Raw genomic sequence first — 21,506 nt, 5'->3', positions numbered from 1 at the left:
GCAACTGTGGCTGCGCTTCGGCCCGCTGACCCCGACGCTGGAATCGGCGCTGGAACGCCACCTGTTCCGCGTCCACCGTCGCGCGATCGCCGAGTCCCACCGGCCGCGCTGAGGCGTGAGGCCCCGCTTCCTGTAGGAGCGGCTTCAGCCGCGAAGCCCGGTCGCCGTGTTGTTTCGTGATCGTTGTAGGAGCGACGTGAGTCGCTCCTACAGGGTCAATGGTGGGTCCGGGCCACCGGGCTTCGCGGCTGAAGCCGCTCCTACAAGGGCGGGTACGACGCCTACAGAAACCCCTGCCCCGGCCGACAACGCCTGCATGAGCCGGGACCTCCTTGACCGCATCGACCAACGCACCCGGCTGGCCGGCCACAACCGGCTGGCCCTGCTGCTCTTCCGACTGGGCACGCGTCAGCTTTTTGGCGTGAACGTGTTCAAGGTGCAGGAGGTGATCCCGCGCCCACCGCTGTTCACGCTGCCGCAGCTGCCGCCGGCGTTCCGCGGCGCGGCCGACGTGCGCGGACGCACGGTGCCGGTGCTGGACTTGGCGCGCGCCATCGGCCACGGCGCGCCCGGCGAGGCGGGTGAGCCGCCGTACCTGGTGGTCACCGAGTTCAACCGCAGCGTGCAGGGCTTCCTAGTGTCGGGCGTGGAGCGGATCGTCAACATCGCCGTGGAGGACATCCAGCCGCCGCCGGACCTGGGCGGGGATTCCAACTACCTGACCGGCGTGACGCGCCACCACGGCGAGCTGATCCAGCTGGTGGACGTGGAAAGCGTGCTGGCCGAGTCCGCGCCGCGCGCCAGCACTGCCGGGCAGATCATGCCGCTGACCTCGGTCAGCGGCGCGCGCGAGGTACTGGTGGTCGACGACTCGCGCGTGGCCCGCAATCAGATCCGCCAGGTGCTGGAGCAGCTCGGCCTGACCGCGACGCTGCTGTCGGACGGCCGCCAGGCACTGGAGCACCTTCAGCAACTGGCCGAGAGCGGCCAGCCGCCGACGCAGCGCTACGCCATGGTGATTTCCGACATCGAGATGCCGGCGATGGACGGCTACACGCTGACGACGGAAATCCGTCGCAACCCGGCCCTGCGCGGGTTGTACGTGCTGCTGCACACCTCGCTGTCGGGCGTGTTCAACCACGCCATGGTTGAGCGCGTGGGCGCCGACGACTTCGTGCCCAAGTACTCCGAACACGAGCTGGCCCAGCGCATCGCGGCACGGATCAGCGCGGTGCAGCAGGCGGCTTAAGGCTCTATTTGCTCCTCCCCCTGCCTGCAGGGGGGCGAAGACCCCTTCTCGCGAGCCACCGGCTCGCAGGGCGAGGAGCGCCGACGAGCTGCGCTCGTTGGCTGGGCGGTTGGGAGGGGGTTGCGCCGGCGCAGAGCGCCGAGCTCTTCGCGCGAAAGTCACCCCTCCCCAACCCTCCCCTGCACGCAGGGGAGGGAGCAGGAACGCCCTCGTCCTGTCAGCCACTGACCCTCCGTGGCACGCGCCTTGCCTCACCCCGGGTGAACCCGCACCCCGGAGGCGCGATGACCGAGCCCACTTCCTCTTTCTTGGGCATCCATGGCACGGCACTGGCCCTGCGCGAGCAGCGGTTGCAGCTGCTGGCGACCAACATGGCCAATGCCGACACGCCCGGCTACAAGGCGCAGGACCTGGACTTCAACCGGGCCCTGAATGCCGCCATGGCGCCGACCGCCGGCCTCGACGGCCTGCACGGCGCCGCGCAGGCCTCGCGCTTCGAACGCGCCTCCAGCCAGCCCAGCCTCGACGGCAACACCGTCGACGGCGAGCGCGAACAGGCGACCTTCGCCCAAGCCACGCTCGAGTACCGCGCATCGCTGTCGTTCGTCGAATCCAAGGTGCGGTCGATGCTGACCGCGATCACGGGCCAATGAGCGCGTCCGCCATGAGCGCCGCGCACGCCAACGGGCCTGACAGGAGCCGTCCATGAGCAACCTCCCCATCTTCGACGTCGCCGGTTCGGCGATGAACGCGCAGTCGGTCCGGCTGAGCACCATCGCCAGCAACATGGCCAACGCCGATTCGGTGTCGGGCACAGCCGAGGGCACGTTCCGCGCGCTGCAGCCGGTGTTTTCGGCCGAAGCCGTCGGCGCACGCCCCGAGCTGGCCGGCGTGCGCGTCACCGAGGTGACGCAGAGCGAAGCGGCGCCGATCAAGCGCTACGAACCCGGCCACCCGCTCGCCGACGGCGAAGGCTACGTCTACGCGCCGGACATCGATCCGGTCGCGCAGATGGTCGACATGATCTCGGCCTCGCGCAGCTACCAGGCCAACGTCGAAGTGTTCAACACCGCCAAGGACCTGGCGATGGCGACGCTCAACATGGGCCGCTGAGGCCCCACTGACACAGGCAGACCACGATGACCGCCGTCGCCAACACCACCAACGAGAACCCCTGGGGTTCATTCGGACTGGCCACCAGGCCGCCCGAGCGCGACACCTCCATGGGCCAGGCCGATTTCCTGCGGCTGATGACCGAGCAGCTCAAGAACCAGGACCCGCTCAAGCCGCTGGCCAACACCGAGTTCCTCGGCCAGCTGGCGCAGTTCTCCACCGTGCAGGGCATCGAGGAGATGCAAAGCGCGATGGGCGCGATGGCCAGCGTGATGGAGTCCGACCAGACGCTGCGCGCCGCCGCCCTGGTGGGACGCGACGCGCTGGTGCAGGTCGACACCGTCGACCTGGCCGCCGGTGCCGGCGTCAACGGCGAGATCGACGCGCCGTCCGCGGGTGCGATCCAGGTCGACATCGTCGATGCCAGCGGCGCCACCGTGCGTCGCATGACCGTCAACGCCGACGCCGCCGGCAGCACGCCGCTGGCGTGGGACGGCAAGGCCGACGACGGCTCGACCGCACCGGCCGGGCGCTATTCCATCAAGGCCACCGCCGGCAGCGGCGAAGGCAGCGAAGGGCTGGAGGTGCGCATCGCCGCGCGCGTGGACAGCGTCTCCATCGAACCCACCGGGCTGGTCCTCAACCTTTCCGGACTCGGCAGCCATCCGCTGTCGTCCATCCGCCGGCTCGGCTGACGCCGGCCACCCGTACCGACTTCCCCAGGAGCACTCGCCATGAGTTTCCGCATCTCGCTCAGCGGCATGAACGCCGCCAACTCCGACCTCAACGTCACCTCCAACAACATCGCCAACGCCAACACGACCGGCTTCAAGCAGTCGCGCGCGGAGTTCGGCGACGTGTTCCCGGTGTCGGCCTACGGCCTGTCGCGCAACACCATCGGCGCCGGGGTACGGCTCAACCAGGTCGCCCAGCAGTTCGACCAGGGCAACGTCGAGTTCACCGGCAAGGCGCTGGACCTCGCGATCAGCGGCCAGGGCTTCTTCACCCTGTCCAACCAGGGTTCGTCGGTGTATTCGCGCGCCGGCAACTTCGGTGCCGACCGCGACGGCTACGTGGTCAATCCGTCCGGCCACCGCTTGCAGGTGTACCTACCCAACGCGTCGGGCCAGGGCTTCGACACCGGCCGCATGAGCGACCTGCAGCTGGCCACCGGCGACTCCCCGCCGCGCGCCACCGCCGACGTTGACCTCGGCAGCAACCTGCCGGCCGATGCCGCGCCGCCGACGATCGCGCCGTTCGATTCGGCCGACCCGTCCAGCTACAACCACACCACCTCTCTGACGGTGTACGACTCGCTCGGCGCGCCGCACACGCAGTCGCTGTTCTTCGTGAAGACCGCCAACGCCAACGAGTGGCAGGTGCACACCGAGATCGACGGCAATGCGGTCGGCGGTGCGACCACGCTGCAGTATTCCGATACCGGCGCGCTGGCCTCGCCCAATCCCGGCCAGTTCACCCTGCCCGCCTATGACCCGGGCAACGGCGCCGCGCCGCTGGACATCACCATCGACCTGGGCGAGTCCACGCAATACGGCGAGTCGTTCGGTGTGTCCGAGCTGGTGCAGGACGGCCATGCCACCGGCCGCCTGACCGGCATCGAGGTGTCGTCCACCGGCGTGGTGTCGGCGCGCTACACCAATGGCGTGTCCAACGCGCTGGGCCAGGTGGCGATGACCAACTTCGCCAACCCGCAGGGCCTGCAGCCGCTGGGCGACAACGGCTGGGCGGAGACGTTCGAGTCCGGCCAGCCGCGCCGCGGCGCCGCTGGAAACTCCGAGTTCGGCCTGGTGCAGGGCGGCGCGCTGGAGGCCTCCAACGTCGACCTGACCGCGCAGCTGGTGAACATGATCACCGCGCAGCGCAACTTCCAGGCCAACGCGCAGATGATCTCCACTCAGGACCAGATCACCCAGACCGTCATCAACATCCGCTGATCACCGGCCGCGGCGCGGAGCGCCGCCCGGGACCGACAGGTCGCCCTCCTCCCCGGGGCGGCCTGTTTTTTTTCTGCCACCCGGCCGCGGCACGGGTCTTGCCTCACTCCGTGCAACGCGGCCGCCCCGAAGGCGCCGCACCACGGACCGCGAGGCCGAGATGATCGACAAATCCGTCTACGTCGCCATGACCGGCGCCAGCGCCACGCTGAAAGCGCAAGCCTCGGTGTCGCACAACTTGGCCAACGCCAACACGGTCGGCTTCCAGGCCACGCTCAACGGCACGGTGGCCGCGCCGGTGCAGGGGCCGGGGCTGGCCTCGCGCATCGCCGCCAGCCACGAGACCCTCGGTGTCAGCGCCCGCGCCGGCGCCATCCAGCAGACCGGCGACGCGCTGGACGTCGCGCTCGACGCCGACCGCTGGCTGGCCGTGCAGGCACCCGACGGCGGCACCGCCTACACCCGCAGCGGCGACCTCAAGCTCAGCCCCAACGGCATCCTGACCACGTCCACCGGCCTGCCGGTGCTGGGCGCCAACGGCCAGCCCGTCGCCATCCCGCCGCACGACTCGCTGCACATCGGCGGCGACGGCACCATCTCGATCGTCCCGCAGGGCGAGCCGCCGGCCAACGTCGCCGAAGCCGGCCGCCTGCAGGTGGTGGCCGCGGCCACGCGCGACCTGGAGCGCGGCGGCGATGGACTGATGCGCATGCCCGACGGCGCCCCACCGCCCGCACCCGCCGCCGGCAAGGTGCTGACCTCCGGCGCGGTCGAGGCCAGCAACGTCGACTCCACCTCGATGCTGGTGCAGATGATCCAGCTCTCGCGCCAGTTCGAGATGCAGGTACGCGTCTTGCAGAGCGGTGAAGAGAACGCCCGCGCCGCGACGTCGCTGATGTCCTCGCGCTGACCGCTCCACTCCCTTTAACGCGCGACGCATGACTGCCACCCGCGCCGCGCCGATGAATTGACACCGTCCCGGAGGACGCCGCCATGACCCAGGCCCTGTGGATCGCCAAGACCGGACTCGATGCGCAGCAGACGCGCATGGCGGTCATTTCCAACAACCTCGCCAACACCAACACCACCGGCTTCAAGCGCGACCGCGCCAGCTTCGAGGACCTGCTGTACCAGACCGTGCGCCAGCCCGGCGGCGCGACTTCCGAGCAGACCCAGCTGCCGACGGGCCTGTCCACCGGTACCGGCGTGCGCGTGGCGGCCACGGCCAAGCAGTTCACCCAGGGCAACCTGTCGCAGACCGGCAACGCGCTGGACGTGGCGATCAACGGCCGCGGCTTCTTCGAAGTGCTGCTGCCCGACGGCAGCTCGGCCTACACCCGCGACGGCAGCTTCCAGATCAACGCCCAGGGCGAGATGGTCACCAACGCCGGCTACCCGGTGCAGCCGGGCCTGCAGCTGCCCGAGGGCGCGCAGAGCATCACCATCGGCGCCGACGGCACCGTCAGCGTGCAGCTGGCCGGCGAGCCCGAGGCGGTGCAGGTCGGCGCGCTGACGCTGGCCGACTTCGTCAACCCCGCCGGCCTGCAGGCCAAGGGCGAGAACCTCTACATCGAGACCGGCGCCAGTGGCCCGGCGCAGCAGGGCGCCCCCGGCACCGCCGGCGCCGGCCTGCTGGTGCAGGGCGCGCTGGAGAGCAGCAATGTCAACGTGGTCGAGGAGCTGGTGTCGATGATCGAAACCCAGCGCGCGTACGAGACCAACGCCAAGGCGATCTCGACGACCGACAACATGCTCGGCTTCCTCAACCAGAACCTGTGAGCGCGACCATGACCCGCCGCTTCCCGCTTTGCATGGCCGTGGCCGCGTGCCTCGCGCTGCCTGGCTGCGCCACCGTCATGGGCGACGTCCGCCCGTTCGACCGCGTCGCGCCCTCGCCCTACGACACGCATCCGGCGATGGCCGCGCAGGCGCATCCCCACGCCGCGCATCCGGCGGCCGCCATGCCTGCCACGCCGGCCTACGCCGCAGCGGCCAGCGGCGGCGGCTCGATCTACGCCAACGCCTCCGGCGGTGGCAATCGCGGCCTGCGGCTGTACCAGGACAACAAGGCGCGCGAGGTCGGCGACCTGCTGACCATCGAACTGGTCGAGCGCACCACCTCGCGCTCGGTCGCGCAGACCTCCGTGACCAAGGACGCGGGCATCGCCATGGGCGCGCCGACCATTGCCGGCGTGCCGATCACCTACAACGGCCAGTCGATCCTGGAGGCGGAGGTCGAGGGCAGCCGCGACTTCGCCGGCGTCGGCAACTCCACCCAGGCCAACCAGCTCGACGGCGACATCACCGTGACCGTCGTGCGCAACCTGGGCAACGGCAACCTGCTGGTGAGCGGCGAAAAAATGATGCGCCTCAACCAGGGCGACGAGCTGGTCCAGGTTCAAGGGATCGTGCGCGTGGCCGATATCGGTCCCGACAACCGCATTCCGTCCAACCGGGTCGGCGAGGCACGCATCGTCTATGGCGGTCGCGGCACGCTGGCGCGGTCCAACGCGATGGGCTGGCTGGGCCGCTTCTTCAACTCCGCCGCCTTCCCGTACTGAGGTAAGTGACGTGAACCGACCGATCGACCTCATGCGTGTTTTTTCGGGCTTCCTTAGCCCGGGTAAGGCCATGGGCCGCACCCGGGATCGCACATCCGATGCGCGCCGTCCCGGGTGCGCTTCGCTTACCCGGGCTACCCGGGCAATCGCCGCCGTCGCATTGTTCGCAGTGGCATCGTCCGCCAGCGCCGAGCGCATCAAGGACCTGGCCCAGGTGGCCGGCGTGCGCGGCAACCAGCTGGTGGGCTACGGCCTGGTGGTCGGCCTGGACGGCAGCGGCGACCGCACCAGCCAGACGCCCTTCACCGTGCAGAGCCTGAAGAACATGCTCGACCAGCTCGGCGTCACCATTCCGCCGGGCGTCAATCCGCAGCTCAAGAACGTGGCGGCCGTGGCCATCCACGCCGAGCTGCCCGCCTACGCCAAGCCCGGCCAGACCATCGACGTCAGCGTGTCGTCCATCGGCAACGCCGGCTCGCTGCGCGGCGGCAGCCTGCTGATGGCGCCGCTCAAGGGCATCGACGGCGAGGTCTATGCCATCGCACAGGGCAACCTGGTGGTCAGCGGCTTCGGCGCCTCCGGGCGCGACGGCTCGCGGATCTCGGTCAACGCCCCCAACAGCGGCTCCATCCCCAATGGCGCCATCGTCGAGCGCGCCGTCGCCGGTGGCCCGTCCGGTGGCCCGGTGCTGCTCAACCTGCACGAGTTCGATTTCTCCACCGCCGCCTCGATCGTCTCGGCCATCGACCGCGCCTTCGGCCCGGGTCGCGCCCGCGCGCTGGACGGCGTCACCATCGAAGTGACGCCGCCGCCGGGCGACCGCATCTCGTTCCTGTCGGCGCTGGAAGGCCTGCAGGTCGCGCCGGGCGTGGCAGCGGCCAAGGTCATCGTCAACGCCCGCACCGGGACCGTGGTGATGGGCGGACAGGTCACCGTGCTGCCGGCCGCGGTCGCGCACGGCTCCCTGACCGTGTCGATCGTCGAGAACCTGCAGGTCGACCAGCCGGGCGCCTTCGCCAACGGCGTCACCACCGTCACCCCGCAGTCGACCATCGAGGCCACGCAGGAAGGCAGCCGCATGTTCATGTTCGAAGGCGGCACGTCACTGGAAGCCATCGTCCGCGCGGTCAACGCCGTCGGCGCCGCCCCGGGCGACATCGTCGCGATCCTGGAAGCGCTCAAGCGCGCCGGCTCGCTGCGCGCCGAACTCGAGGTGATCTGATCTTGGAGGAGCTGGAGGCTAGGGGCTGGAGGCTGGTGAGAACACGCACGCCGCCACGCTCCTCGCTTTCCCTAGCCCCTAGCCCCTAGCCCCTAGCCCCTAGCCCCTAGCCCCTAGCCCTAGCCCCTAGCCCCTAACCCCTAACCCCTAGCCCCCAAACACGGCACAGCCCTTGCACTGACCCCTCCATGCGCCTCCCATCCGCCACCGCCGTGCCCCTGACGCCGTCCGCGCAGCCTTCGCGCGAACGGCTGCAGACGGCCGCGCGCGAGCTGGAGACGCAGTTCGCGCAGATGATGCTCAAGACCATGCGGTCCACCAGCATGGGCGATTCGATGTTCGGGGAGAACAGCACCTACCGGGACATGCACGACCAGCAACTGGCGCGCGAGTTGACCAAGGGCCGCGGCCTGGGCCTGGCGCCGATGATCGTGCAGCAGCTCGAGCGCAGCAGCGGCATGGACCAGGCCAGCGTGACGGCCAGCGGCCCCCTGCCAATGCCGGGCCGCGCGCCCGGCGCGATGCTGCCGCTGGCGATGCCAAACGTGGGCGCCGGCATGGCGATGGTGCTGCCCGCGGCGGGTGCCGGGATGCTGGCGCCAAGTTCCAGCGGTATCTCAATGCCGGCCGTCAATCCGCTGGCGCTGCCGGTTGCGCCGGCGCCCGAACCGCAATACCCCGCCAACGTGCCTTCCATGGACGCCGCCCACTGCGACGCCGACGGCACGCTGGACTGCTCCAGTCCCGAAGCGTTCGTGAAGTCGATCTGGCCGCACGCGCAGCGCACCGCCGCCGAGCTGGGCGTCTCGCCCAAGGCGCTGGTCGCGCAGGCCGCGCTGGAAACCGGCTGGGGCCGCAAGCTGGTGGGTGGCGGCAGCGGCGTGGACTCGCACAACCTGTTCGGCATCAAGGCCACGGGCTGGAACGGCGCGCGCGTCAGCTCCGGCACCCATGAATACGTCAACGGCGTGCGTCGCAACGAGACCGCCGACTTCCGCGCCTACGCGTCCGCGCACGACAGCTTCGCCGACTACGCGCGCCTGCTGCGCGGCTCGCGCTATTCCGGCGCGCTGGAGGCGGGCACCGACGCGACGCGCTTCGCCTCGGCACTGCAACGTGCCGGTTACGCCACCGACCCGAACTACGCCGCCAAGATCTCGGCGATCGTCAACGGGCCCACGCTCAACCGCGCGCTGGCCTCGCTGCCCGGCGCGACGCGAGGCTGACGCATGACCATGCTTTCCACCGGCAGTTCCGCCCTGCTCGCCTTCCAGCGGGCGCTGGGCACCGTCGGCAACAACGTCGCCAACGCCGCAACGCCCGGCTACAGCCGGCAGCGCGTCGAACTCGCCACGCGGCCCGGCCAGGGCGTCGGCGCCTCGCACATCGGCACCGGCGTGGACGTCGCCAAGCTGCAACGCCTGGCCGACAGCCTGGTGTTCGCGCGGCAGGTCGACAGCAGCAGCGAGCTCGGCCGCCTGCAGCAACTGTCGTCGCTGTCCGGTCGCATCGACGGCCTGGTGTCGGACACCGCCACCGGCCTGTCCGCCCCGTGGTCGGGCTTCTTCGGCGCGGTCGAAGGCGTGGTCGCCGAACCCACGTCGACGGTCGCGCGCAGCCAGGTGCTGGCTTCGGCCGAGCAGCTCGCCGCGCGCTGGCGCTCGATGGACCAGAGCCTGGCCGGCATGGAGACCGAGACCAACGAGCGCATGACCGCGCAGGTCGGCGAGGCCAACCGCATCGCCTCGGAGATCGCCAACCTCAACCGCGACATCGTCGCCGCCGGCAGCAACGCCACGCCCGAACTGCTCGACCAGCGCGACCTGCGCGTGCAGCAGCTGGCCGGACTGGTGGGCGGCGAGACCGTCATGCAGGACGACGGCGCGATGAACGTCTTCACCGCCGGCGGCCAGGCGATGGTGCTGGGCAACCGCGCGATGTCGCTGAGCACCGTGACCGACCCGTTCCGCCCCGACCGCCTGCAGCTGGCGCTGGACGGCCCCAACGGGCCGGTGCAGCTGCCGACCAGCAGCGTGTCGGGCGAAGTCGGCGGCCTGCTGGAATTCCGCAACCGCGTGCTGGACCCGGCGCGTGCCGAGGTCGGCCGCCTGGCGGTGTCCTTCGCGCAGAGTTTCAACACCGCGCAGAACGCCGGCGTCGACTACAACGGCCAACCGGGCGCGGACCTGTTCTCGATCCCGGCGCCGAAGGTCGACCGCCATGCCGGCAACACCGGCGGCGCAACGTTGACGGCGGCGTTCGGCGACACCGGCGCGCTCAAGGGCCACGACCTGACGCTGCGGTTCGACGGCGGGGCCTGGAGCGCGACGCGCGCCGGCACCGGCGAACCGGTCGCGATGACCGGCACCGGCACCGCGGGTGATCCGCTGGTGGTCGACGGCGTCGAGCTGGTCGTCGGTGGTGCGCCGGCCAACGGCGACCGCTTCTCGCTGCGGCCGACCTCCGGTGCGGCCAGCGGCCTGACGGTCGCGCTGACCGATCCCGCCGGCATCGCCGCCGCATCGCCGCTGCAGACGGCTGCCGACACCGGCAACCTCGGCAACGCCTCGCTGGGCGGTGCACGCGTGACCGATCCGGCCGCGTTTGCCGGGTTCGGCGGTGCGACCATCGAATTCATCGACGCCAGCCAGTACACGGTCGACGGCGCCGGCCCCTACCCGTACACCGCCGGCACGCCGATCACCGGTGCCGGCTGGTCGGTGCAGCTCGATGGCGCACCGGTGGCCGGCGACAGCTTCACCCTGTCGCCCACGCCCGCGCGCTCTTCCGACAACGGCAACGCGCGCGTGCTGGCGGGGCTGGACACGTCGGGCGTGCTCAACGGCGGCACCGTTGGACTCACCGAAGGCCTGGCGCAGTTCACCGGCCGCGTCGGCAGCGATGCGCGCCACGCGGAAATGACGCTGGAGGCGCAGAGCGCGATCGATGCGCAGGTGACGGCGGAGCGCGAGTCGGTGTCGGGCGTGAACCTCGACGAGGAAGCCGCCGACCTGCTGCGCTACCAGCAGGCCTACCAGGCTGCCGCGCAGGTCATCGCCACGGCCGACACGCTGTTCCAGTCGCTGCTCGGCGCGGTGCGTCGATGAGCGGCCCTACGGATAACGGGAGGCGGGCATGAGGATTTCCACCGCGCAACTGCACGCGCAGGGCTTGGCCGGCATGCTCGGCCGCCAGCAGGAGATCGCCCGCACCCAGCAGGAGCTGATCACCGGCAACAAGCTCACGCGCGCCGCGCAGGACCCGGCCGGCGCCGCGTCCGCGCAGCGCATCGACCACGCACTGGCATCGCTGGAACAGTTCGAGCGCAACAGCGGGCTGGTCGAGCACCGCCTGCGACTGCAGGAAGGCGCACTGGGTGATGCCGGCGACACGCTGACGCGCGCGCGCGAACTCGCCTTGCAGGGCAACAACGCCTCGCTGTCGGATGGCGACCGCACCATGCTGGTCGCCGAGCTCAAGGCGTTGCAGGCACAGATGCTGGGCATCGCCAACCGCGACGACGGCAACGGGCGCCAGTTGTTCGCCGGGTCGCGCGACGGCGTCACGCCGTTCGCGCTGTCGGGCGGCAACGTGAGTTATGCCGGCGACGACGGCCAGAACCAGGTGGACATCGCCCCGGGACTTGCCGTGGCCGACACCGATTCGGGCAGCGAGGTGTTCCTGCGCGTGCGCGCGGGCACCGGCGAAGTACGCGGCGCGGCCGACCCGACCAACACGGGCCGCGCGGTGCTGCAGGCGACTTCGGTCACCGACAGCGCGCAGTGGAACGGCGCAGCGCTGCGGCTGGAATTCACCGGTCCCGATAGCTATGACGTGCTCGATGCCGGTGGCACCGTCCTGTCGAGCGGCACGTACGAGAGCGGCGATTCGATCGACGTTGGCGGCGTGACGTTGCGCATCACGGGCGAGCCCGCCGCGGGCGATGGCTTTGACGTGCAGCGCGCGCCCAACCAGGACGTGTTCACCACGTTGCAGCGGCTGACCGACGCGATGTCCGCACCGGCCACCACCGATGCCGAACGTGCACGGCGCGACAACATCATCAGCGAATCGCTGGCGGACATCACGTCGGCCCAGGACCATCTGTTGCGACTGCGCGCCGACACCGGCGCACGGCTGTCGGCCGTGGATGCGGCCGCCGACACCCGCGAGGCCGGCGAAGTCTCGATGAGCGACACCCTGTCGTCCTTGCGCGATGTCGACTTCGCCGAAGCCGCCAGCAAGCTCACGCTGCAGCTCACCGCGCTGGAAGCCGCGCAGTCCACGATGATGCGCGTGCAGGGGCTGTCGCTGTTCGATCGCCTGCGTTGAGGCACTTCGACGGCCATCTACGCATTGCGCGCCGCAGCGCAGGCAAGACATCTCCATAGCCGTCATTCCTGCGTAAGCGGGCTCGCGCTTCACTTCGGCGGAGCCGAACATCCATGGACGTGGCTCTACATCCGCATCCCAAGTTGGTTGAAGCCCTGCGTCTCCAACGTCCCTGGATTCCCGCCTTCGCGGGAATGACGGTCCAAGCGTGACGTTGCGATGAGGTGGCCGTCACTGTCACCGACCGTTCGTCGGCTCATTCGGCAAATCGCCCCTAAAGCTTGACAAGCACGCGCCGTTATCCATCACAGCAGCGGCGAGGGCACTACCGCCAACACCCTGCGAAACCCGGCCCCAGGCCTTCGCCGCCCGCCGGATCACCCCTTCCAGGAGACGCACACATGCAAGTCATCAACTCCAACATCATGTCGCTCAACGCGCAGCGCAACCTGTCCAACACGGGCGCCGATCTGGCCACCAGCCTGCAGCGCCTGTCCTCGGGCCTGCGCATCAACAGCGCCAAGGACGACGCCGCCGGCCTCGCCATCTCCGAGCGCTTCACCACGCAGATCCGCGGCATGGACCAGGCCGCCCGCAATGCCAACGACGGCATCTCGCTGGCCCAGACCGCCGAAGGCGCCATGGGCGAGATCGGCAACAACCTGCAGCGCATCCGCGAGCTGGCCGTGCAGTCGCGCAATGCCACCAACTCCGCCTCCGACCGCGAAGCCCTGAACAAGGAAGCCCAGCAGCTGAAGGCCGAGATCGACCGCGTCGCCACGCAGACCTCGTTCAACGGCGTGAAGCTGCTCGACGGCTCGTTCCAGGACCAGACCTTCCAGGTCGGCGCCAACCAGGGCGAGACCATCACCGTGTCCGAGATCGCCAACGCCAGCTCCGCTGCGCTGGGTGAGTGGACCTCGGCCGACACCGTGTCCGCCCAGGCTGACGGTGCGGCTCTGGCCGACCAGACGGGTGGCGCCCAGTTCGCGGCCATCGGTTCCGGCGACCTTGTGATCAACGGCACCGAGATCACGCTGGCCGCGTCGGCCGCTGACGCCACCGGCGCTGATCAGGCAGCCGACCTGCTGGCCGCAATCAACGGCGCGGGCATCGCAGGCGTGACCGCCGCACTCAATGATGACGGCGACGGCGTCGTTCTGACCTCGGCCGACGACATCGTGATCGAAGCCACTGCTGGCGGCACCGCCTCCAGCGGCCTGGCCGACGGCACCGTCGCCGCCGCCACCGTCGCTGGTACGGACCAGACGGGCTTTGCCGCGCTGGACATCTCCACCGCCGCCGGCGCCGACAACGCCATGCTGGCCATGGACGCCGCCCTGAACGCGCTCAACACCGCCCGCGCCGACATGGGTGCCGTGCAGAACCGCTTCAGCTCGGTCGTGGCCAACCTGTCGTCGAACTCCGAGAACCTGTCGGCCGCCCGCAGCCGAATCCAGGACGCGGACTTCGCCAAGGAAACCGCCCAGCTGACTCGCAACCAGATCCTCCAGCAGGCCGGTACCGCGATGCTGGCCCAGGCCAACCAGGCGCCGCAGGGCGTGCTGAGCCTGCTGCGCTAAGCGATCGGCACTCCACCGCGGGCAGGGCGCCACACCGGCGCCCTGCCCCGGTGACTTCCGCCGCGGCACGCAACGTGCATCCACGGCGGCATGATCCGGAAACGCACTACCGCACCACCCCTCTTTCCGTCCCGCAGGACCCACGCCATGCGCCACGACCGATACGAATTTCGTAGCGTGATCGCCGCCACCGGCGCCTGCGCGACCCACGCCCCGGCCGGAACGACGCGATGAGCGCGATTGGCTCCAGCCTGGACGTCAACGGCATCGTCAGCCAGCTGGTCGCCGCCGAGCGCGCGCCCACCGATGCGCGCAACGACCGCACCAGCAGGCAGTTGCAGGCGCAGATCTCCGCACTGGGCAGCCTGCGCAGCGCCTTCTCCACGCTGCGCACGTCGGCCGACGCCCTGTCGGGCAACGCCGCGCGCAACGCCCGCAACGTCACCGTCGAAAAAGATGCCGGCTTCACCGCAACGGCGACCGCGGGCGCCGCCCTTGGGCAGTACCGCGTCGAAGTCGAAGCCCTGGCGACCGCGCAGAAGCTGGCCTCGGCCGGCTTTGCCGACAGCGAATCCGCGGTCGGTACCGGCACCCTCACCCTGAACTTCGGGGAGACCACGCTGGACGTGGAAATCGACGGCGAATCCAACACGCTGGCCGGTATCCGCGATGCCATCAACGTCGCCGCCGGTGGCGAAGGCATCCTGGCGACCATCATCGAATCCGACGCCGGCTCGCACCTGGTGCTGAGCGCGTCCAAGACCGGCACCGCCAATGCCATCACCGTCACCACCAGCGGCGGCGATGGCGGCCTGTCGGCCTTCACCTTCGACGGTGCCACGGGCGGCATGCAGCAGCAGGCCGCGGCCGCGGATGCCATCGTGCATATCGACGGCCTGACCCGGACGCTGTCGGAAAACCGCATCGCCGACCTCGTTCCGGGCGTCACGGTCGAGCTGACCCGCGCCGAACCCGGCACGGAGTTCAACCTCGGCGTCGCCTCGGACCCGTCGGCGCAGCGCAACGCGGCCAAGGCATTCGTCAACGCGTACAACGGCGCGCACGGCGCGATCGCCAGCGCTACCGCCTACAACACCAGCACGCAGGTGGCCGCCGCGCTCAATGGCGACGCGATGGTCCGTGGCGCCAGCCGCGACCTGCGCGCCCACCTCAGCAGCAACGTCGTCGAACTCAAAGCCGTGGGCATCACGGTCGAGAAAGACGGCAAGCTCAAGATTGACGAAGCCGCCTTCAACAAGGCGATCGCCGAGGACCCGGCCGCGGTGTCGGCGCTGTTCGACGAAGAGACCGGCATCGGCGCGGGCGTGACCCGCACGCTCGACACGCTGCTCGACGACGACGGCCTGATGGACAGCCGCAGCGACAGCCTCGACGCGCGCACCAAGGCACTCGATTCACAACGTTTGGCGCTGGACCGCCGTATGGGGCAGGTGGAAGCCCGCTACCGCGCGCAGTTCGTCGCCCTCGACGGGCTGGTGGCGCAGCTCCAGAGCACCAGCAACTATCTCGCCCAACAGCTTGCCAACCTGCCCGGATTCTGAGGCCCACCCCATGTACAGCGCCCACAACCTCGCCAACCAGTACCGCCAGACCAGCGTGTCCAGCGCGGTGCTGGACGCCGATCCGCACCGGCTGATCGGGTTGATGCTGTCGGGCGCGCGTGAGCGTGCTCGGCTGGCGGTGGCGTGCCTGGAGCGCGGCGACCTGCTCCGCAAGGGCCAGGCCATCGCCGACGCCAGCGCGATCATCGGTGGCCTCAATGGCTCGCTCAACCATGAAGCCGGTGGCGAGATCGCCGACGGCCTGGCCGCGCTGTACGACTACGCCCAGCGCCGCCTGCTCGAGGCCAACGCCGGCAACCAGACCGCGCCGCTGCAGGAAGTGGACGCATTGCTGGCCGACATCGAAACGGCATGGAACTCCATCGGCCAGGGCCAATCGCAGGCCACTGTTGCCGGCGGCGCGGCATGATCCCCGCGCTGCCCACCGATGCGATCCGCGCGTCGCTGGATGCGGGCGACTGGGACGCGGCCGCCACGCTGATGCGCGACCACGAAGTCGAACTGCGCAAGGCCATCGCAACCGAAGGCGGCGACCGCTCCGCCCTGCTCGCACTGCTGCACGCACAGCAGGCGTTCCTCGCCGAACTCACCGCGACGCGCGATGAAACCGCCGCGGCGATGGGCCGCCTGGGCCGCGACAAGCGCGGCGTGCAGGCGTACCTGGCGAGCGGTTGAGCGGGATGAACGCCGACACTGCACGCGGCGAAGTCTTCGGCGACGCGCTGGCCTGCGAGGAGACGCGTCCTGCCGGGTTCCAGCCGTGCGCATCGGACCCGGCGCGGCTGCGCGCCGCCTGCCTGCGCTCGGAAGGCCTCCTGCGCGCGCTGGCCGTGGTGGAAGACAGCCGCGGCGTGGAAGAAAACGAGGAATACGACCCGGGCACCGCGGCGCTCAACCGCCTGGAAGCCAAGGTCGACCTGCTGACCGCACTGGTCGCCCGCCTGGCCCGCACCCAGGAACCGGCCGAGCCGATCCGCGCCCTGCGCTGGTCGGCATTGGGCGTCTGCGTGCCCGGCGACACCGCCACCGCGCCCGGCACCACCGGCATCTTCCGCATCCAGCCGTCCGACTGGCTGCCCGAGGCGCTGGAACTGCCCGCCACCGTGCTGGCCAGCGTCACCGATGGCGATGGCCCGCAACTGTGGCTGCGCTTCGGCCCGCTGACCCCGACGCTGGAATCGGCGCTGGAACGCCACCTGTTCCGCGTCCACCGTCGCGCGATCGCCGAGTCCCGCCGGCCGCGCTGAGGCGTGAGGCCCCGCTTCCTGTAGGAGCGGCTTCAGCCGCGATCCGGCACAACGCGCGGGTCCGATTCCTGTTCGCGGCTGAAGCCGCTCCTACAGGGACGCCCGGCATCGCGGCAGTCCGACATGAAACCCGGTGGCACCGCCCCACCCCGTCGGCTAAGGTGGCCGGCACCGCCGCCTACGCCCGGCCGGAGCCCTGATACGTGCGGGTATTGATCTGCGACGACCACACCCTGATCCGTGCCGGCCTCCGGCGCCTGGTGGAGTCGTTCGATGACGTGCAGGTGGTGGCCGAGGCCGCCAGCGCCGACGAGGTCGTGATCCGGGCGCGCGAACACCAGCCCGAGGCGATCCTGCTGGACCTGTCGATGCCGGGCCGCAGCGGCTTCGAGGCGCTGGACGAGCTGCGCCGCGTCTGCCCGGACACTGCAGTCGTCATCATGTCGATGCACGACGACGCCACCCACGTGCGCGAGGCACTGGCCCGTGGCGCCAGCGGCTTCGTGGTCAAGGAGGCTGCGCCGGCGGAGCTCGAGATCGCGTTGCGCGCGGCCGCCGCCGGGCGCACCTACCTCAGCCCGCAGGTGTCGGCACCGCAGCTGCGCGGCAACCGCCCCGACAAGCCCGACACGCGCGAAGCCGCCGACGCCCTGCCCCCGCGCCAGCGCGAGATCCTGGCGATGCTCGGCCAGGGCCGCACCACCAAGCAGATCGCCGGCGACTTGGGCATCAGCGTCAAGACGGTGGAAACCCACCGCGCGCGGATGATGGAAGCCCTGGGCTGCCGCAACGCCATGGAGCTGCTGCGCACCGCGATGCGGCTGCACGGCGAACTGTGACCCCGCGCCGGGATTCCGGCGCCGTGTAGGGGAAACCCTGACACCCGAGCCGGGGATGCCCCGACACCGCTCGGGTTTGCCCCGATTCGCTTGCCGGCGCGCCAGGCGCAGCATGCAAGCCGTGGACCACGCGGGGGAATGCGTGGGGACCACGGGGACATGTACCGGCGCACCGCGCCGCGCGCTCCAGGGGATCATCATGAAGACCACCGTCACCGCCAAGCTGAGCCAGGGCGTCAACCTGACGCCGCAGCTGCTGCAGTCCATCCGCCTGCTGCAACTGACCGCGCCGCAGCTGGAGATGGAGTTGCGCGAGGCGCTGGAGCGCAACCCCATGCTCGAAACCGAGGGCGACGACGAGGCTGGCGAAACCGACGCCATCGCCGAGGCCGGCGACGACGCCGCGCTGGACGCCGCCGCGTGGGACGAGCTGCCTGAACCCGCCTTCATGTCCGGTCTTTCGGCTGGCGGCGGCAGCGATGACGACGCCACCGCGCGCATCGCCGCCGGCGAGTCCAGCGACTGGCGCGTGCGCACCCTGCGCGAACTGGCCGCCGACTGGACCGACGCCGACCTCGCCATCGCCTCGTGGTGGCTGGACCACTGCGACGACCACGGCTTTTTGGAAGTCACGCACCCGGAACTGCTGACCCGCGCCACGCACGCGCTGTCGCTGGAGCCGCTGGAGATCGAGTCCGTCCGCCTGCGCCTGCTGCACGGCGACTGGGCGGGCCTGGCCGCGGGCGATGCGCGCGAATGCCTGCTGGCGCAGCTGGCTGCGCGTGGCATCGACGACGACGCGCACGCACTGGCACGCCGCATCGTCGCCTCGCACCTGGACCTGCTGGCCCGCCACGACCACGCCGCGCTGGCCAAGGCGCTCGGCGCCGATGCCGACGCCGTGCAGGCCGCCATCGCGGTGGTGCTGTCGCTGCGCCCGTCGGCGGTCGAAGAGCCGTCGGCAGTCGAAGACACGCATATCATTCCGGACGTCGTCGTGCGCCATCTCGGCGGTGGCTGGCGCGTCGCGCTCAACGGCCGCAGCACGCCGCGCGTGCGCATCGCCGCGCATTGCGAGCAGGCGCTGGCGGGCACGCCGGGCGAACACAGCGCGCTGCGCGGCCTGCTCGACGAGGCACGCTGGCTGGTGCGCGGCATCGCCATGCGCAACGACACCCTGCTGCGCACCGCGCAGGTGCTGGTGGAGCGCCAGCAGGCGTTCCTGGAGCGCGGCGAGGAGGCCATCGCGCCACTGACCCTGCGCGAGGTCGCCGATGCCATCGGCATGCACGAGTCCACCGTCTCGCGCATTACCAGCGGCAAGTACATCCAGACCCCGCGCGGCACCTTCGAGCTCAAGCGCCTGTTCGCGGTGCGCCTGGAAGGCGCGGCGGTGTCGGGCAGCGCGGTCAAGGCGATGGTCAAGCGCCTGATCGACGCCGAGCCGCCGCACGCCCCCTTGGCCGACGATGTGATCGCCGGCATGCTGGCGCGCCAGGGCGTGCGCATCGCGCGCCGCACCGTCGCCAAGTACCGCGACCAACTTTCGATCGGACCCGCGCGCGCCCGGATGCGCCCGCCTGCCGCCGCCCGCGCGGCCTGCTGAGGACACTGCAATGAAGACCCTCCGGATCCTGCTGGTCGACGACCACGCCGGTTTCATCAACGCCGCGATGCGCCACCTGCGCAAGCTCGAATGGGTGGACGTCGTCGGCTCGGCCAACAACGGCATCCAGGCGATCGCCCAGTGCGAGGCGCTGCGCCCGGACGTGGTGCTGATGGACCTGGCGATGCCGGAGATGGGCGGGCTGCAGGCCACGCGCCTGATCAAGGCGCAGGACAACCCGCCGTTCGTGGTGATCGCCAGCCACTTCGACGATAGCGAGCACCGCGAGCACGCCGCGCGCGCCGGTGCCGATGCGTTCGTCAGCAAGCTGTCCTACATCCACGATGTGCTGGAGCTGCTGGAGCGCATCGCCGGCGACGGCGCGCCGTCCGTCCTCGACCCGGCACCCGCGGGGTCGGCGGGATGAGCGAGTCACGCATCCTCCTGCTCGACCAGGATGCGCAGCGTGCCGAACGCGTCGCCACGCTCCTGGAGTTCATGGACTTCTCGCCGCGCATCGCCGATGCCGCCGACATCGACCTGAAGAAGGCCCGCGCCAGCGACTGGGTCGCCGTGGTCGTGGGCGACACCGAGGGCGATGCCGGCTTCGACGGGTTCGCACAGTGGCTGTCGAGCCAGTCGCTGCACCCGCCGCTGATGGTGCTGCCCGGCCACGAAGGCGCCGACTGGCGCCAGCAGCTGCACCCCGAATCGGTTTGGACGCTGGACTACCCGATCCGCCGCACCCAGCTGCAGGAAGCGCTGCGCCGCGCCAGCCTCAAGCGCATCGACGAGGACGAGCGCCGCAGCACGTCCGAGGGCGACAACGGGCCGACCGGCCGTAGCCCGGCCGTGCGCAAGCTGTCGCAGATGCTCGACCAGGTGGCGCCGTTCGACACCACCGTGCTGATCCTGGGCGAGTCCGGCACCGGCAAGGAGGTCGCCGCGCGCGCCATCCACCAGCGCTCCAAGCGCGCCGGCAAGCCGTTCGTGGCGATCAACTGCGGCGCGATCCCGGCCGACCTGCTGGAAAGCGAGCTGTTCGGCCACGAGAAGGGCGCCTTCACCGGCGCACTGACCCAGCGCAAGGGCCGCTTCGAGATGGCCGAGGGCGGCACGCTGCTGCTGGACGAGATCGGCGACATGCCGATGGCGATGCAGGTCAAGCTGCTGCGCGTGCTGCAGGAGCGCACCTTCGAGCGCGTCGGCGGCACCCAGACCATGCAGTGCGACGTGCGCGTCATCGCCGCGACCCACCGCAACCTGGAAACGCACATCGCCGAGGGCAAGTTCCGCGAAGACCTGTTCTACCGGCTCAACGTGTTCCCCATCGAGATGCCGGCGCTGCGCGAGCGCGCCGACGACCTGCCCGACCTGATCGCCGCCATCGCCCGCCAGCTGTCGGATTCCGGCCGCGGCAGCGTCAAGCTGGCGCCGGACGCGGTGCAGGCGCTACGCCACTACGCGTGGCCCGGCAACGTGCGCGAGCTGAGCAACCTGCTCGAGCGCCTGTCGGTGCTGCACCCGTCCGGCCAGGTGACCGCCGACGACCTGCCGGCCCGCTACCGCGCCGGGCTGCCGGACACGCCCGCCGCGCCGATGCCCGAATCGCCTGTCGCCGCCGCGGCCGCAGCAGCCGCGCCGGACCCGGCCACGCTGTCGCCCAACACGACGCTGCCGCCGGAAGGCATCGACCTGCGCGGGCACATGGCCGAGATCGAAGTCGAACTGATCCGCGCCGCCCTGCAACAGGCCGACGGCGTCGTCGCCCATGCCGCCCCCCTGCTCGGCCTGCGCCGCACCACGCTGGTGGAGAAGCTGCGCAAGTACGGCTTCGACCGCGACGAGTCGTAAGCGCGCGGGTCGCGAACGCACAGGCCGTGACCGCGCCGGTCGTGATCACACCGGTTCTCGAATGCGCCGGTGGTGAATGCATCGGTCGCGAACGCGCGGGTCGTGAACGCGCCGCCCTTGTAGGAGCGGCTTCAGCCGCGAAGCCCGGTCGCCACGAACCCACACTTCATTTGTAGGAGCGACGTGAGTCGCGACCGGATGCCCCACGCGCCACCGGTTCCAGATCGCGGCTGAAGCCGCTCCTACAGGGAGCGTTCCCCGGCTTAGGCCGTATCACGTCCATGGGGATGTTGTAGGAGCGGCTTCAGCCGCGAAGCCCGGTCGCCGCGGCCCCTCACCTCCGTTGTAGGAGCGACGTAAGT

21 protein-coding genes and 1 pseudogene are annotated in these 21,506 nt (G+C 70.5%); all 22 read left to right on the top strand.

All coding sequences use genetic code 11. The annotated features are described in order from the left end of the window. Positions 1-4 precede the first annotated feature (4 nt). The 22 genes and pseudogenes from K6753_RS14305 to K6753_RS14200 all read left to right on the top strand — a co-directional run bounded on the left by K6753_RS14305 (position 5) and on the right by K6753_RS14200 (position 21,144). Positions 5-112, top strand: coding sequence for a PilZ domain-containing protein (locus tag K6753_RS14305; protein ID WP_425492140.1), 108 nt, complete (start codon positions 5-7; stop codon positions 110-112). 204 nt (positions 113-316) lie between these two features. After that, the gene (locus tag K6753_RS14300) at positions 317-1,249 is read left to right on the top strand and encodes a chemotaxis protein CheV (protein WP_223677149.1); all 933 of its coding nucleotides are present in this window, start codon (positions 317-319) and stop codon (positions 1,247-1,249) included. 284 nt (positions 1,250-1,533) lie between these two features. Then, positions 1,534-1,902: a flagellar basal body rod protein FlgB gene (gene flgB, locus K6753_RS14295; RefSeq protein WP_223677148.1), complete on the top strand. Its 369-nt coding sequence runs from the start codon at positions 1,534-1,536 to the stop codon at positions 1,900-1,902. Between the two features lie 52 nt (positions 1,903-1,954). Then, a complete protein-coding gene (gene flgC, locus K6753_RS14290; RefSeq protein ID WP_223677147.1) occupies positions 1,955-2,362 on the top strand; it encodes a flagellar basal body rod protein FlgC in 408 nt (135 codons plus the stop codon). A gap of 26 nt (positions 2,363-2,388) precedes the next feature. After that, complete coding sequence (locus tag K6753_RS14285) at positions 2,389-3,057, top strand: flagellar hook assembly protein FlgD (protein WP_223677146.1); 669 nt, start codon at positions 2,389-2,391, stop codon at positions 3,055-3,057. Positions 3,058-3,096: 39 nt separating this feature from the next. After that, on the top strand, positions 3,097-4,317 hold the full coding sequence (gene flgE / locus K6753_RS14280) for a flagellar hook protein FlgE (RefSeq protein WP_223677145.1): 1,221 nt from the start codon (positions 3,097-3,099) through the stop codon (positions 4,315-4,317). A 163-nt stretch (positions 4,318-4,480) separates the two neighbouring features. Further along, complete coding sequence (locus K6753_RS14275; RefSeq protein WP_223677150.1) at positions 4,481-5,227, top strand: flagellar basal body rod protein FlgF; 747 nt, start codon at positions 4,481-4,483, stop codon at positions 5,225-5,227. 83 nt (positions 5,228-5,310) lie between these two features. Further along, complete coding sequence (gene flgG, locus K6753_RS14270; protein ID WP_223677144.1) at positions 5,311-6,096, top strand: flagellar basal-body rod protein FlgG; 786 nt, start codon at positions 5,311-5,313, stop codon at positions 6,094-6,096. Positions 6,097-6,104: 8 nt separating this feature from the next. After that, positions 6,105-6,878 carry a flagellar basal body L-ring protein FlgH gene (gene flgH / locus K6753_RS14265; protein ID WP_223677143.1) on the top strand — a complete coding sequence of 258 codons (774 nt, stop codon included), beginning with the start codon at positions 6,105-6,107 and terminating at the stop codon, positions 6,876-6,878. A 169-nt stretch (positions 6,879-7,047) separates the two neighbouring features. Further along, positions 7,048-8,100, top strand: a complete 1,053-nt coding sequence (locus K6753_RS14260; protein ID WP_425492138.1) for a flagellar basal body P-ring protein FlgI — start codon at positions 7,048-7,050, stop codon at positions 8,098-8,100. A 254-nt stretch (positions 8,101-8,354) separates the two neighbouring features. Beyond that, positions 8,355-9,326 (top strand): annotated as a pseudogene (flgJ, locus tag K6753_RS14255) (flagellar assembly peptidoglycan hydrolase FlgJ); the annotation flags it as partial. Between the two features lie 3 nt (positions 9,327-9,329). After that, the gene (gene flgK / locus K6753_RS14250; RefSeq protein WP_223677140.1) at positions 9,330-11,207 is read left to right on the top strand and encodes a flagellar hook-associated protein FlgK; all 1,878 of its coding nucleotides are present in this window, start codon (positions 9,330-9,332) and stop codon (positions 11,205-11,207) included. Positions 11,208-11,235: 28 nt separating this feature from the next. Next, the gene (gene flgL / locus K6753_RS14245; RefSeq protein WP_223677139.1) at positions 11,236-12,432 is read left to right on the top strand and encodes a flagellar hook-associated protein FlgL; all 1,197 of its coding nucleotides are present in this window, start codon (positions 11,236-11,238) and stop codon (positions 12,430-12,432) included. Between the two features lie 401 nt (positions 12,433-12,833). Next, positions 12,834-14,015: a flagellin gene (locus tag K6753_RS14240; protein ID WP_223677138.1), complete on the top strand. Its 1,182-nt coding sequence runs from the start codon at positions 12,834-12,836 to the stop codon at positions 14,013-14,015. 230 nt (positions 14,016-14,245) lie between these two features. Next, the gene (gene fliD / locus K6753_RS14235) at positions 14,246-15,577 is read left to right on the top strand and encodes a flagellar filament capping protein FliD (RefSeq protein WP_223677137.1); all 1,332 of its coding nucleotides are present in this window, start codon (positions 14,246-14,248) and stop codon (positions 15,575-15,577) included. 10 nt (positions 15,578-15,587) lie between these two features. Then, positions 15,588-16,007: a flagellar export chaperone FliS gene (fliS, locus tag K6753_RS14230; RefSeq protein WP_223677136.1), complete on the top strand. Its 420-nt coding sequence runs from the start codon at positions 15,588-15,590 to the stop codon at positions 16,005-16,007. After that, entirely contained in the window at positions 16,004-16,273 is a 270-nt protein-coding gene (locus K6753_RS14225; protein WP_223677135.1) for a hypothetical protein, read from the top strand. The genes fliS and K6753_RS14225 overlap by 4 nt, the downstream gene beginning before the upstream one ends. 5 nt (positions 16,274-16,278) lie before the next feature. After that, positions 16,279-16,845 carry a PilZ domain-containing protein gene (locus K6753_RS14220; protein WP_223677134.1) on the top strand — a complete coding sequence of 189 codons (567 nt, stop codon included), beginning with the start codon at positions 16,279-16,281 and terminating at the stop codon, positions 16,843-16,845. A gap of 203 nt (positions 16,846-17,048) precedes the next feature. Continuing rightward, positions 17,049-17,684, top strand: coding sequence for a response regulator (locus tag K6753_RS14215; protein WP_223677133.1), 636 nt, complete (start codon positions 17,049-17,051; stop codon positions 17,682-17,684). Positions 17,685-17,883: 199 nt separating this feature from the next. Next, positions 17,884-19,290 (top strand): RNA polymerase factor sigma-54, encoded by a 1,407-nt coding sequence (gene rpoN / locus K6753_RS14210; protein WP_223677132.1) that lies wholly within the window; start codon positions 17,884-17,886, stop codon positions 19,288-19,290. A gap of 10 nt (positions 19,291-19,300) precedes the next feature. Then, positions 19,301-19,717 carry a response regulator gene (locus K6753_RS14205; protein WP_223677131.1) on the top strand — a complete coding sequence of 139 codons (417 nt, stop codon included), beginning with the start codon at positions 19,301-19,303 and terminating at the stop codon, positions 19,715-19,717. Beyond that, entirely contained in the window at positions 19,714-21,144 is a 1,431-nt protein-coding gene (locus K6753_RS14200) for a sigma-54 dependent transcriptional regulator (RefSeq protein ID WP_223677130.1), read from the top strand. The genes K6753_RS14205 and K6753_RS14200 overlap by 4 nt, the downstream gene beginning before the upstream one ends. The last annotated feature ends 362 nt before the right edge of the window (positions 21,145-21,506 follow it).

It is taken from the genome of Novilysobacter selenitireducens (genome assembly GCF_020026895.1).
Lineage (GTDB): Bacteria > Pseudomonadota > Gammaproteobacteria > Xanthomonadales > Xanthomonadaceae > Lysobacter_C > Lysobacter_C selenitireducens.
Note: the sequence above shows the minus strand (reverse complement) of the source record. Positions and strands in the feature narration are given on the sequence as shown.

Bases quoted from the DNA above. Each gene is read 5' to 3' on its own strand.
- K6753_RS14300 (WP_223677149.1), top strand. From the start codon at position 317: ATGAGCCGGGACCTCCTTGACCGCATCGACCAACGCACCCGGCTGGCC.
- flgB (WP_223677148.1), top strand. From the start codon at position 1,534: ATGACCGAGCCCACTTCCTCTTTCTTGGGCATCCATGGCACGGCACTG.
- flgC (WP_223677147.1), top strand. From the start codon at position 1,955: ATGAGCAACCTCCCCATCTTCGACGTCGCCGGTTCGGCGATGAACGCG.
- K6753_RS14285 (WP_223677146.1), top strand. From the start codon at position 2,389: ATGACCGCCGTCGCCAACACCACCAACGAGAACCCCTGGGGTTCATTC.
- flgE (WP_223677145.1), top strand. From the start codon at position 3,097: ATGAGTTTCCGCATCTCGCTCAGCGGCATGAACGCCGCCAACTCCGAC.
- flgG (WP_223677144.1), top strand. From the start codon at position 5,311: ATGACCCAGGCCCTGTGGATCGCCAAGACCGGACTCGATGCGCAGCAG.
- flgH (WP_223677143.1), top strand. From the start codon at position 6,105: ATGACCCGCCGCTTCCCGCTTTGCATGGCCGTGGCCGCGTGCCTCGCG.
- flgK (WP_223677140.1), top strand. From the start codon at position 9,330: ATGACCATGCTTTCCACCGGCAGTTCCGCCCTGCTCGCCTTCCAGCGG.
- flgL (WP_223677139.1), top strand. From the start codon at position 11,236: ATGAGGATTTCCACCGCGCAACTGCACGCGCAGGGCTTGGCCGGCATG.
- K6753_RS14240 (WP_223677138.1), top strand. From the start codon at position 12,834: ATGCAAGTCATCAACTCCAACATCATGTCGCTCAACGCGCAGCGCAAC.
- fliD (WP_223677137.1), top strand. From the start codon at position 14,246: ATGAGCGCGATTGGCTCCAGCCTGGACGTCAACGGCATCGTCAGCCAG.
- fliS (WP_223677136.1), top strand. From the start codon at position 15,588: ATGTACAGCGCCCACAACCTCGCCAACCAGTACCGCCAGACCAGCGTG.
- K6753_RS14225 (WP_223677135.1), top strand. From the start codon at position 16,004: ATGATCCCCGCGCTGCCCACCGATGCGATCCGCGCGTCGCTGGATGCG.
- K6753_RS14220 (WP_223677134.1), top strand. From the start codon at position 16,279: ATGAACGCCGACACTGCACGCGGCGAAGTCTTCGGCGACGCGCTGGCC.
- rpoN (WP_223677132.1), top strand. From the start codon at position 17,884: ATGAAGACCACCGTCACCGCCAAGCTGAGCCAGGGCGTCAACCTGACG.
- K6753_RS14205 (WP_223677131.1), top strand. From the start codon at position 19,301: ATGAAGACCCTCCGGATCCTGCTGGTCGACGACCACGCCGGTTTCATC.
- K6753_RS14200 (WP_223677130.1), top strand. From the start codon at position 19,714: ATGAGCGAGTCACGCATCCTCCTGCTCGACCAGGATGCGCAGCGTGCC.